General features: G+C 54.3%; 11 protein-coding genes. 5 read left to right on the forward strand and 6 right to left on the reverse strand.

Annotated elements, in window-relative coordinates:
* Positions 1-95: 95 nt before the first annotated feature.
* The gene (rhtB, locus tag COO59_RS16810; RefSeq protein WP_103060894.1) at positions 96-719 is read right to left on the reverse strand and encodes a homoserine/homoserine lactone efflux protein; all 624 of its coding nucleotides are present in this window, start codon (positions 717-719) and stop codon (positions 96-98) included.
* 100 nt (positions 720-819) lie between these two features.
* Between rhtB and pldB the strand changes: the two genes are divergently transcribed.
* Positions 820-1,812 carry a lysophospholipase L2 gene (gene pldB / locus COO59_RS16815; RefSeq protein ID WP_103060895.1) on the forward strand — a complete coding sequence of 331 codons (993 nt, stop codon included), beginning with the start codon at positions 820-822 and terminating at the stop codon, positions 1,810-1,812.
* 48 nt (positions 1,813-1,860) lie between these two features.
* Entirely contained in the window at positions 1,861-2,661 is an 801-nt protein-coding gene (gene yigL, locus COO59_RS16820; protein WP_103060896.1) for a sugar/pyridoxal phosphate phosphatase YigL, read from the forward strand.
* Between the two features lie 157 nt (positions 2,662-2,818).
* Here yigL and glpQ read toward each other — a convergent pair whose 3' ends face one another.
* Both glpQ and glpT read right to left on the reverse strand, forming a co-directional pair.
* Complete coding sequence (gene glpQ / locus COO59_RS16825) at positions 2,819-3,874, reverse strand: glycerophosphodiester phosphodiesterase (RefSeq protein WP_103060897.1); 1,056 nt, start codon at positions 3,872-3,874, stop codon at positions 2,819-2,821.
* Entirely contained in the window at positions 3,871-5,226 is a 1,356-nt protein-coding gene (gene glpT, locus COO59_RS16830; protein WP_103060898.1) for a glycerol-3-phosphate transporter, read from the reverse strand. Before glpT ends, glpQ begins: the two co-directional genes overlap by 4 nt.
* Positions 5,227-5,595: 369 nt before the next feature.
* On the opposite strand from glpT, the gene COO59_RS16835 reads away from it, so the two are divergent.
* Positions 5,596-6,441, forward strand: coding sequence for a carboxylate/amino acid/amine transporter (locus COO59_RS16835; RefSeq protein ID WP_103060921.1), 846 nt, complete (start codon positions 5,596-5,598; stop codon positions 6,439-6,441).
* Between the two features lie 47 nt (positions 6,442-6,488).
* On the opposite strand, the gene COO59_RS16840 is transcribed toward COO59_RS16835, so the two are convergent.
* Together COO59_RS16840 and metR are read right to left on the reverse strand one after the other, a co-directional pair.
* Positions 6,489-6,737 carry a hypothetical protein gene (locus COO59_RS16840; protein ID WP_103060899.1) on the reverse strand — a complete coding sequence of 83 codons (249 nt, stop codon included), beginning with the start codon at positions 6,735-6,737 and terminating at the stop codon, positions 6,489-6,491.
* Between the two features lie 182 nt (positions 6,738-6,919).
* A complete protein-coding gene (gene metR, locus COO59_RS16845; RefSeq protein WP_103060900.1) occupies positions 6,920-7,843 on the reverse strand; it encodes an HTH-type transcriptional regulator MetR in 924 nt (307 codons plus the stop codon).
* A 235-nt stretch (positions 7,844-8,078) separates the two neighbouring features.
* Between metR and metE the strand changes: the two genes are divergently transcribed.
* The gene (gene metE / locus COO59_RS16850; RefSeq protein ID WP_103060901.1) at positions 8,079-10,349 is read left to right on the forward strand and encodes a 5-methyltetrahydropteroyltriglutamate--homocysteine S-methyltransferase; all 2,271 of its coding nucleotides are present in this window, start codon (positions 8,079-8,081) and stop codon (positions 10,347-10,349) included.
* A gap of 54 nt (positions 10,350-10,403) precedes the next feature.
* Here the strand turns inward: metE and COO59_RS16855 are convergent, their stop codons facing one another.
* Complete coding sequence (locus COO59_RS16855) at positions 10,404-11,240, reverse strand: dienelactone hydrolase family protein (protein WP_103060902.1); 837 nt, start codon at positions 11,238-11,240, stop codon at positions 10,404-10,406.
* A gap of 278 nt (positions 11,241-11,518) precedes the next feature.
* Between COO59_RS16855 and udp the strand changes: the two genes are divergently transcribed.
* The gene (gene udp / locus COO59_RS16860) at positions 11,519-12,283 is read left to right on the forward strand and encodes a uridine phosphorylase (RefSeq protein ID WP_103060903.1); all 765 of its coding nucleotides are present in this window, start codon (positions 11,519-11,521) and stop codon (positions 12,281-12,283) included.
* Positions 12,284-12,435: the final 152 nt, after the last annotated feature.

The following is a 12,435-nucleotide window of genomic DNA, read 5'->3' on the forward strand; positions in this document are numbered from 1 at the left end:
ACGGCGTCTTTACGTAGCTGCCGGCCGCCGCTGACCGGAACCCGGCAGTCAGAAGTCAGTCTCCGCCGCTGACCAGACCCAGAAACCCAATATTCCTAAGCCATACGCCGTGCTGAAGCCAACAGCGCGCCCACGGCAACAAACAGCCCGCCAAACACCCGATTCAGCAGCTTCATCTGATGCGGCCCTTTAATCCAGACGCCAATTCGTCGCGCCAGTGCGGCATAACCGGTCATCACCACCACATCGACCACAATTGTCGTCACGCCTAAAACCAGATACTGCATCGTCTGTGGATAATGCGGAATAATAAACTGCGGAAACAGCGCGGCGAGAAAAACAATACTCTTGGGATTAGTCAGGTTCACCAGCACCGCACGCTGAAACAGACGGCGGCGCGGCATAGCATGAGAAACCGCATCCAGATTGATCGCTCCGGCCGCCCGCCACTGCTGAATTCCCAGCCAAACTAACCAGGCAGCGCCTGCCCACTTCAAAACCTCAAACGCCAACAGCGAGCGGGAAAACAGCGCGCCCAGTCCAATACCCACCAAAATGATATGCGCGCCCAGCCCAACCTGCAGACCGATGACAGAGGCCGCCGCACCGCGATAGCCGTGACTAATGCTGGTGCTCATCGTATTTATCGCTCCCGAACCGGGCGACAGGCTGAGAATGACGGTGGTTAACAGATAAGTCATCCACCATTCGACTGACATGGGTAACGCTCCCTGATTGCGCAGAATTGTGCCACAATACGCCATTGCCAGCGGTTGCGCTACGGCGGCAATATGCCGGGAGCGTTAAGGGAGTCGAGCTATGACCAGTCATAAAAATCACTGGCCAACGCGCGAGCAGGCGTTTGCTGCTTTTGCCACCGGGCCGCTGCTTGATTTCTGGCGTCAGCGCGAAGAGTGCGAATTTATCGGCGTTGAAAATGTGCCGATTCGCTATGTGCGTTTCACCTCGGTGCAACACGATAAAGTGATACTGATCGTGCCGGGACGCATTGAAAGCTATGTTAAATACCCGGAGCTGGCTTACGATCTGTGGCACTGCGGCTATGATGTCATCATTGTTGATCATCGTGGGCAGGGCCGCTCAGGGCGGCTGCTGAAAGATGCGCATCGTGGTCATGTCGTTCACTTCGATCATTATGTCGATGATTTAGAAACGCTCTACCTGAAGGAATTGATCGCCGGTCACTATCGACATCGCTATGCGCTGGCGCACTCCATGGGCGGCGCTATCCTGACGCTGCTGCTGGCGCGTAATCCTGCTGCATTTAACGCCGTGGTACTGTCTGCACCGATGCTCGGCATCTGTTTGCCGATGCCCGCCTGGATGGCGCACCGGATCCTTGACTGGATGGAAAAACGCCCGGCGATGCGCGACGGTTATGCGCTGGGAACCGGCAAATGGCGGGTGCGCCCGTTCAGCCTGAATGTGCTAACGCACAGCCGCGAACGTTACAAGCGCAGCCTGCGCTTTTATGCGGACGATCCCGCGATTCGGGTCGGCGGGCCAACCTATCATTGGGTACGCGAAGGCGTTCAGGCGGGGCAAAACATCCTTGGCAAGGCGGCGGCCATCAGCACGCCGCTGCTGCTGCTGCAGGCCGGGGACGATAAAGTGGTGGATAACCGTTCGCAGAACCTTTTCTGTGCGGCGATGCAGGCCGCCGGCCATCCCTGCGAAGGCGGTCAACCCTATGTTATTGAAGGCGCGCGTCATGAGATCCTGTTTGAAAAAGACGTTATGCGCGCTGAGGCTTTACATGCCATTGTCGATTTCTTCGCGCGGCATGAATAAATTGCACCACTCAGAACCTTATCACTCTCTTCAAAACCAGAGGTTTTCATGTACCACGTAGTTGCTTCCGATCTGGATGGCACCCTGCTTTCTCCCGATCATCGTCTAACGCCTTACACAAAAGAGACGCTCCGCTTGCTCACCGCGCGCGGCGTACATTTTGTTTTCGCCACCGGTCGTCATCATGTCGATGTGTCACAAATGCGTGATAGCCTGGAAATCGAAGCTTATATGATCACCTCCAACGGCGCGCGCGTACACAACACCGCCGGCGAGCTGATTTTCAGCCATAACCTTGATGAAGACATTGCTCGCGAACTGTATGCGATCAAGTATGACGATCCCGATATTCTGACCAACGTCTACCGTGATGATGTATGGTTTCTTAACCGTCATCGCCCGGAAGAAGAGCGTTACTTCCGCGAGTCCACCTTCACCTACCAGGTTTATGAGCCGGGTCTGCTGCCTACCGACGGTATCAGTAAAGTCTTTTTTATCTGTGACGATGCTGAAAAACTCGTGCCGCTGGAAGAAGCCATCGTGGCGCGCTGGGGAGATCGGGTTAATGTCAGCTTCTCTTTCCCGACCTGTCTGGAGGTCATGGCGGGCGGCGTTTCAAAAGGCCATGCGTTGGAAGAAGTCTCTAAACTGCTGGGCTACTCGCTGGCATCGTCTATCGCCTTCGGCGACGGCATGAATGATAAAGAGATGCTGATTATGGCCAGGAAAGGCTACATTATGCGCAACGCGCACCAGCGCCTGAAAGATCTGCTGCCGGAAATGGAAGTGATTGGCACCAATGCGGAAGATGCGGTGCCGCGTAAACTGCGCGAGTTATTTCTGGGCTGATATTGATACCGGTTACCAGAGAACGACGATAAAGTTGGCGCAGAAACGTTCCGGTGTTAATTCAGGGACCGGTTGGCGTTGTTGATCCGTTCGCGCATAGCCGGAAAGCGTAGCGATAGGGCAGCCAGGGCGGTTTTAAACGCCGCCCTGGCTTTTGTTATGAACGTCCTAAAAAGTGTATGGCCTTATCCGGGAAATCGGTAAACAGCCCTTCAACCTGCGCTTTGTTATAGAGCGCGTCGAACAGCTGATTAACGTCCGTAGCGTAGGGCGGCAGCCGATCGGCACGCACCGTGTAAGGATGAATTTGCAAATGGCTGGCGTGCGCCTCCTGCGCTAAAGGCGTCAGACGAATATCACCCGGTTTTGAGTCGGCGCTAAACAGCTCATGGTAATCCGGGCCGATGCCATCGACATACTTCGCCAGCTCTTTCATCGCGCCCGGCTTAAACATCCAGTCGTAGTTGTAGTTGACCCATTTCCCCTGTTTTAACTCTTCTGTCTCATGCGAGTCGGTTTCGGTAATCAGCTGCACCAGCCGAAGATCCATACCCATTTTCGGCTCCAGTTCATTTTTAATGCGCTTTATCTCATTAAAATCGAAACACTGCAGCCAGACATTATCCTGTTTAGTGCTGTAACCATACTGCTTCAACACCTGCAAAACTTTAGTAGCTATATCTTTGCCTTCCTGATGATGAAACCAGGGCGCTTTGATCTCGGTGTAAAGCCCGATATTTTTACCGGTCGAGTGGTTCAGGCCCTGAATAAACTCGATTTCCTCTTCAAAAGTATGAATATGGAAAGTCGATTTTCCGCCAGGGAAACGGCCCGGCCAGGTCTGCATCTTTTTGCCATCCGTTATCGTAAAACCTTCGGTAAAGTTCAGACCGCGGATCTCCGCCAGCGTGAAATCAATCGCATAAAAGCGGCCATCCTTACGTGCGCGCTGAGGAAAGCGATCGGCAACATCGGTAACGCGATCGAGATAGTGATCGTGCAGCACCACCAGACGATCGTCTTTGGTTAGCACCAGATCCTGCTCAAGAAAATCCGCGCCCTGCGCATACGCCATCGCCTTAGCAGGTAGCGTATGTTCCGGAAGATAGCCGCTGGCGCCGCGATGCGCGATAACCAGCTTGTCATGATTTTGCGCACTAACGCCGCAGGCGCCGGTAAGCAACAACGCCGCCAGTAACCGTTTTAGTTTCATTTGTTGCCCTCTTGCTGCAGCTGTTGCTTGTGCTGGTTTTCACTAAACATGGTGAGCAGCAGCAGGATTACCGCCAGCACGCAGCCGCCGATCATCATCAAAAAACCGCCGTCCCAGCCAAAATAGTCAACGGTATAGCCAACAATAGCGCTGGCCGCGACCGAGCCGCCAAGATAACCAAACAGGCCGGTAAAGCCTGCCGCGGTTCCGGCGGCCTTCTTCGGCGCCAGCTCCAGCGCGTGCAGCCCAATCAGCATCACCGGGCCATAAATCAGAAAGCCGATAACGATCATACAGGCCATATCGATACCGGGATTGCCGACCGGATTAAGCCAGTAAATCACCGTGGCGATGGTCACCAGCACCATAAAGAAAACGCCGGTTGCGCCACGGTTGCCTTTGAACACCTTGTCCGACATCCAGCCGCACAGCAGCGTGCCGGGAATACCCGCGTATTCATACAGGAAATAGGTCCAGGAGGATTTATCCAGCGCGAAATGCTTCACCTCTTTCAGGTAAGTCGGCGACCAGTCGAGGATGCCGTAGCGCAGCAGATAAACAAAAACGTTGGCCAGCGCGATATACCACAGCAGCTTGTTAGGCAGGATGTACTGCATAAAAATCTGTCTGGCAGTTAATTCCTGTTCGTGCTGTTCGTTATAGTCGGGCGGATAATCGTTTTTGTACTCTTCAATTGGCGGCAAACCGCACGACTGCGGCGTATCGCGCATCAGGGCAAAAGCGATCAGCGCGATGATAATGGCAGCAAAGGCTGGCATATAGAGCGCCGCTTTCCAGTCGTTAAACCACGCCATACCCAGCAGAAACAGCAGAGGGGGAATACCGCCGCCGACGTTATGCGCGCAGTTCCAGACGGAAACAATGCCGCCGCGTTCTTTTTGCGACCACCAGTGCACCATCGTACGCCCGCACGGCGGCCAGCCCATTCCCTGAAACCAGCCGCAGAGAAACAGCAACGCAAACATCACCATAATGCTGGAGGTCGCCCAGGGAACGAATCCCATTACCAGCATCACCAGCGCGGCTAAAATCAGCCCGGCAGGCAGGAAAAAGCGCGGATTAGAGCGATCGGAAATCGAGCCCATAATAAATTTTGAAAAACCATAGGCGATAGAAATACCGGACAGCGCAAAGCCGAGGTCGCCGCGTGAAAAGCCCTGCTCCACCAGATAAGGCATCGCCAGCGCAAAATTCTTGCGCACCAGATAATAAGCAGCGTAGCCAAAAAAGATGCCGATAAAAATTTGCCAGCGCAGACGGCGATAAAGGGGATCGGTGCGATCCGCAGCGACACGCGGTTGATGAGGCGCTGGCTTAAAAATGCTAAGCATACAAGGTCTCCAGAGACACAAAATGATTTTAAACGCCCATTAAATGAGCGAAAAGGGACTGCTGACTAACGGATGTTCTATTTCGCGCAAAGAATAGGGGCTGCAGAAAAGAGGGTCTGTGAGGAAAGGCGCAAATGTTACAGTTTTATGACAGGACGTTGTAAAGCACGTCACAAAAACGACCTTTAGCCGTGTCTGAGCAGCGAAAAAAGCCTATTCAATTGATCAAAAAGTCCTTTCGCTTTCGCGCATCTTATTGCGAGAAAACGAATGTCTGTTGTTAAAGCGTACAGATGTCAACCAGATATTCACTAACGCGAGGGCGCATTCCGTTACAATAGCGCTCTGTTTAATTATTGGATGCGTAATGTGGCGTTACTCATAATCACCACCATTCTGTGGGCATTTTCGTTCAGCCTGATTGGGGTTTATCTGGCGGGACAGGTGGACAGCGTATTTTCCGTCCTGGTGCGTCTGGTACTGGCGGCGCTGGTGTTTCTGCCTTTTCTGCGCTGGCGTGGCTACCGTGCCTCCACGCTACTGCTCTATATGCTGGTCGGTATGATGCAGCTGGGCGTAATGTATTTGCTGGGCTTTGAAGCCTATCTTTATCTGAGCGTGCCGGAATTCTTGCTGTTCACCGTTATGACGCCGCTGTATGTCACGTTGATCTACGACTTGCTCAGCGGACGAGGCGTGCGCATCGGCTATCTGTTTAGCGCGCTGTTAGCGGTGCTGGGCGCGGCGATTATTCGCTATGACCAGCTCAGCGACCATTTCTGGACGGGATTGATCCTGGTGCAGCTGTCAAATATCTGTTTTGCCATCGGCATGGTGGGCTACAAACGCCTGCAGGAAACGCGCCCGATGCCGCAGCATACCGCTTTTTCCTGGTTCTATATGGGCGCAGTGCTGATAGCGATTATCGCGTGGTTACTTTGGGGGAATCCGCAAAAATTACCCACCACCCATCTGCAATGGGGCATTCTGCTCTGGCTGGGCATCGCCGCTTCCGGACTGGGCTATTTTATGTGGAATTACGGAGCGACGCAGGTTGATGCCGGAACGCTGGGCATTATGAATAATATGCATGTTCCGGCGGGGCTGTTGGTTAACCTGGCTATCTGGCAGGAGCAGCCAGACTGGCCGCCATTTATTATCGGTGGCGGATTAATTATTGCCTCTTTATGGATACACCGGCGCTGGGTTCGCTAACGTAACAATACCGGCGTGAACCATAAACGCCGGTATTAATTTACTAATTAGCCGATAACCTTAGTCTGAATACAGTCGAGGATACCGGCAAATTTAGCCTCAAGAGCTTTACCCAGGCGGCTGCCAAAATCCAGACCCGTCTGCTGCGCTTCCTCTGCGTTATAACCCAGCTCAAATAGATCATTCAGCACGGTAGCGGCGTGCTTAAAGAAATTGCCGTAAGCGTTAGATAACGCGTCCTGCAACCGTCCCGCACCGCTAACAGCCTGAATTTCTGTAACTGATAATTCTTTCATCTTGAATCCCTCTTGGTTGTTATGTCCGTATCGGGGAAACGACCTTTTCCCCGAAGAGGATTATGCTGTTTGAGGTTTGCTCGTCAATTAACTAAGCGTCAGCTTTTGGTTAATCAATCTGCTAAAAATAATGAAGGAGTTATGTCAGTCGGGCGGAATGCTTTGTCACCCAACATACCGTTTTATCCTACCTGCAATGCATTGCGCGACGCATCCCGTACAAACGGCAAATGCTGGCAGGCGTGCTGACGAGCGGAGCGGATAAAGCCATCAATGACCGGCTGCCGCTGTTCGCCATCCCTGACCGCCGCATAAAGACGGCTCCATAAACCTGCGCCCAGCGTTTTAGTGGTAATCAATCCCTGACGCTCAAAATTTTCCACCACCCAGTGCGGCAGGGCGGCGATTCCCATATGCGCCGCCACCATTTGTACCAGCAGCAGCGTGTTATCCACGCTTTTTAGCGCTGGACTCACCCCGGCGGGCTGTAAAAAATGACGCCAGATGTCCAGCCGCTGGCGCTGCACCGGATAAATCATCAAAACTTCATGAGCCAGATCTTCCGGCGCGATGGCGGTAGCCTGCGCCAGTGGATGATCCGGCGCCAGCACCAGACGGACCTCGAAATCAAACATTGGCGCATAGTGCAGCCCGCTACGCGGCAGAATATCTGACGTCAGCACCACATCCAGCTTTCCCTGCTGCAGGGCAGGCTGCGGATCGAAGGTGACGCCCGATTTAAAGTCCATTATCACCTGCGGCCAGTTTTGCCGAAACGTATCCAGCGCCGGCGTCAGCCATTGAATACAGCTGTGACATTCAATGGCGATGCGCAACGTGGCCTGGTGCGGTTCGTGACAGGCGTGCAGCGCCTGCTGAATCTGCGGCAGCACCTGTTCCGCCAGCTGTAACAGAATTTCACCCTGCGGCGTAAAGCGCAGTGGCTGACTTTTTCGCACAAACAGGCGGAAACCGAGGCGTTGCTCCAGATCGCTGAATTGATGAGATAACGCCGACTGGGTCTGATGAAGCTGCGCCGCCGCTGCGGCCAGAGATCCACTATTCCTGAGTGCCTGCAGCGTTCGCAGGTGCCTGATTTCGATCATGAGAGTCCTTCATATCGACAATGAACAATTTGCGCTTGAGGAATATACAGTACCTGCAGATTATAGCGGTGTAAACATCTGGACGGCTAAACATCTTGATCGGTCCGTCATTTTACGTTCGGGCAGGGTTCGCAACCCTGAGAAACGGCACTGCGCCCCGGTTGTTTTGCGCTGGCCGTACGTAAACTGACCGTGCCGATACCGCTAAATCGTTAAGCTTTAATGGAGAAACAGCATGACCATTTTGAATCATACGCTCGGCTTCCCGCGTGTCGGCCTGCGCCGTGAACTGAAAAAAGCGCAGGAAAGCTACTGGGCCGGCCACAGCAGCCAACAGGATCTGCTGGAAGTCGGTCGTGAGCTGCGCGCTCGTCACTGGCAGCAGCAAAAAGAAGCGGGTGTGGATCTGGTGCCGGTAGGCGATTTCGCCTGGTACGATCACGTTCTGACCACCAGCCTGCTGCTGGGCAATGTTCCGGCGCGCCATCAGAATCGTGACGGCTTGGTCGATCTGGATACGCTGTTCCGTATTGGCCGTGGACGTGCGCCAGGCGGCGAACCCGCCGCCGCCGCTGAAATGACTAAATGGTTTAATACCAACTATCACTACATGGTGCCGGAATTCAGCAAAGGGCAGCAGTTCCGCCTGAGCTGGACGCAGCTGCTGGATGAAGTGGACGAGGCGCTGGCGCTGGGCCATAAGGTGAAGCCGGTTCTGCTGGGGCCGGTTACTTACCTGTGGTTAGGTAAAGTGAAAGGCGAGCAGTTCGATCGTCTGACGCTGCTGAAAGAGATTCTGCCGGTTTATCAGCAGGTGCTGGCTGAGCTGGCGAAACGCGATATTGAATGGGTACAGATTGATGAGCCGGCGCTGGTACTGGAACTGCCGCAGGCATGGCTGGACGCGTTTAAACCGGCTTACGACGCGCTGCAAGGCCACAGCAAACTGCTGTTAACTACCTATTTTGACAGCATTGGTCAAAACATTAATACCATTCGTGAACTGCCGATACAGGGCCTGCATGTCGATCTGGTACATGGCCAGGATGATATTGCCAGCCTGAACCAGCGGCTCCCGGCTTCGTGGCTGCTGTCAGTCGGCGTAATTAACGGACGTAACGTCTGGCGTGCCGATCTCAGCAGCTGGTTCGAACGCCTGCAGCCGCTGGTGAGCCAGCGCCAGCAGCTATGGATTGGTTCTTCCTGCTCGCTGCTGCACAGCCCAATCGATCTCAATAGCGAAACCCGACTGGATGACGAAGTTAAAAGCTGGTTCTCCTTTGCGCTACAGAAGTGCGGCGAACTGGCGCTGCTGAGTCAGGCGCTGAATAATAATGACGCCGCCTCGCTGGAAGCCTGGAGTGCGCCGATCCGCGCACGCCGTAGCTCTGCGCGCGTTCACAACGCGGCGGTAGCTCAGCGTCTGGCAGCGATTAACGCGCAGGATAGCGAGCGACAAAGCAGCTATGCCGAACGTGCTAAAGCACAGCGTCAACGTTTCCAGCTGCCGGCGTGGCCAACCACAACCATCGGCTCTTTCCCGCAAACCACCGAAATTCGCGGCCTGCGCCTTGATTTCAAACAGGGACGTCTCGACGGCAACCATTACCGTACCGGAATTGCTGAACATATTAAGCAGGCTATCGCTGAGCAGGAGTGTCTGGGACTGGACGTACTGGTTCATGGCGAAGCCGAGCGTAACGATATGGTGGAATACTTTGGCGAGCATCTGGATGGCTTTGTCTTTACCCAAAATGGCTGGGTACAGAGTTACGGCTCCCGCTGCGTGAAGCCGCCGGTGATTATCGGCGATGTCAGCCGTCCGGAACCGATTACCGTTGAATGGGCGAAATATGCGCAGTCGCTGACCAGCAAACCGGTCAAAGGTATGCTGACCGGTCCGGTGACTATTCTTTGCTGGTCTTTCCCGCGTGAAGATGTTTCACGTGAAACCATCGCCAAACAGATTGCGCTGGCGTTGCGTGACGAAGTGGCAGATCTGGAAGAAGCGGGGATTGGCATTATCCAGATTGACGAACCGGCACTGCGTGAAGGCCTGCCGCTGCGCAAATCTGACTGGGCCGCCTACCTGACCTGGGCCGTGGATGCGTTCCGTCTTAACGCCGCCGTTGCGCAGGATGATACCCAGATCCATACCCATATGTGTTACTGCGAGTTTAACGACATCATGGATTCTATCGCCGCGCTGGATGCCGATGTGATTACTATCGAAACCTCGCGTTCCGATATGGAACTGCTGGAATCCTTTGAGGAATTTGAGTATCCGAATGAAATCGGCCCTGGCGTGTATGACATTCACTCGCCGAACGTGCCCGACGTTGAATGGATGGTAGCGCTGCTGCGTAAAGCGGCGCAGCGTATTCCGGTAGAGCGCCTGTGGGTGAACCCGGACTGCGGTCTGAAAACCCGTGGCTGGAGCGAAACGCGCCTGGCGCTGGCAAATATGGTGCAGGCGGCGCAGAAGCTGCGCGCGGAACACCTCTGATTTATCCGTTAGACGTTGTGTTGTCTGTTTGGGGCGCTAAGCGCCCCTTTTTTATTAGCTGGCGGGCTTCACGCCGTATTGATGAAACCAGGCCAGCATCCGTTGCCAGCCATCTTTAGCGGATTCTTCATGATAGCTCGGTCGATAATCAGCGTTAAATGCATGTCCCGCTTCCGGATAGACGATAATATCCGCCGTCGCGTTAGCCGCGTGTAGCGCCTGACGCATTGAATCGACGCTTTCCAGCGGAATTCCCCCATCTTTCGCGCCGTACAGCCCCAGCACCGGCGCATTCAGGTCAACGGCAATATCAATCGGATGCTTCGGCTGTTTCATGGTTTTTTCGCCGATCAGACGGCCATACCAGGCGACGCCCGCTTTCAGCTGCGGATTATGCGCCGCATACAGCCAGACGATGCGTCCGCCCCAGCAAAAGCCGGTAATCGCCATATTGCGCATATCGCCGCCATGTTTTGCCGCCCAGTTGGCAACATGATCGAGATCCGCCAGCACCTGTGCATCGGGAACCTTACTGACTAAATTTTCCATCAGCTGCTGAATATTGCTATATTCGCTGGGATCGCCCTGGCGGAAATAGAGCTCCGGGGCAACCGCCAGATAGCCTTCTGCCGCCAGACGGCGGCAAATATCGCGGATATGTTCGTGAACGCCAAAAATTTCCTGTACCACCAGCACTACCGGCAGCGGACCGTTGGCTTCTTTAGGACGCGCATACCAGGCGGGCATATTTTCGCCCTGAGTGTTGATGGTGGTTTCTCCGCCCTGGATGGCGTCGTTATGCGTGATAATCGTTGTAGCGGCCGTAGGCGACACCGCCGGGGCGAACCCGCTATCGCCTTCTTTTTGGCCCAGGTTGTAATCGGTTTTCATTGTTATCTCCGTGCTGCTATTAGCGCAATCCGGTAACTATAGCCAAAATCAGCCAAAGGCTCCGGCCTGCATGTCCGCCTTCTCTTTAACATTCCGCTGGATAAATACACACAGCAACTTGTAGCAAACCGGTAAAGCAGAATGATTTAATGTGATGTTAATCACGACATTTCCACAGATAAATGTAACTTTCATTTTCTCTGGTGATTAATCTCACATATTTCTCGCTGTGCTTGCCGTAGAGTAGCGTCAACAAGCGAATTTTCTCAGGAGGGATTATGGCCCAGTCAGATGTGTTTCATTTAGGACTTACCAAAGCGGACCTGCAGGGCGCGACGCTGGCGATTGTGCCGGGCGATCCTGAACGCGTAAAAAAAATTGCGGCGCTAATGGATAATCCTCAGCCTCTGGCCTCGCATCGTGAGTTCACCAGCTGGCGCGCTGAGCTGGATGGCAAAGCGGTGATTGTCTGCTCTACCGGTATCGGCGGCCCTTCTACCTCTATCGCAGTGGAAGAGCTGGCACAGCTGGGTATCCGCACCTTCCTGCGCGTAGGCACTACCGGCGCCATTCAGCCTGACATCAATGTCGGCGATGTGCTGGTTACCACCGCGGCGGTACGTCTGGACGGCGCAAGTTTGCATTTTGCCCCGATGGAATTTCCGGCCGTCGCCGATTTCGCCTGCACTACCGCACTGGTTGAAGCCGCGCAAGCCGCTGGCAATACGCCGCACATCGGCGTTACCGCCTCTTCAGATACTTTCTACCCAGGCCAGGAACGCTACGATACTTTCTCTGGTCGGGTGGTCAGCCGTTTCCAGGGCTCGATGAAAGAATGGCAGCAGATGGGCGTGCTGAACTATGAGATGGAGTCCGCTACGCTGCTGACCATGTGCGCCAGCCAGGGCCTGCGCGCCGGGATGGTAGCCGGCGTGATCGTTAACCGTACCCAGAAAGAGATCCCGGATGCGGCGACCATGAAGCAGACCGAAAGCAATGCGGTGGCGATTGTGGTTGATGCGGCGCGCCGTCTGCTGGCGTAATCTGCAGCGCCGGGCCTGATAATTTTTGCCGCTTTACGATCGGCTATAGCTCCCGCTGCGGATCGTTTGCTAACAGTCTCAGGGCTGGCCTGGTGCCAGCCTGTTTTTTTGTCTGGACATTCATACAGTGCGCCTCTACCTTTGCTCTGTTT

Source organism: Mixta theicola, from assembly GCF_002895925.1.
In the GTDB taxonomy this organism is placed as follows: Bacteria; Pseudomonadota; Gammaproteobacteria; order Enterobacterales; family Enterobacteriaceae; genus Mixta; species Mixta theicola.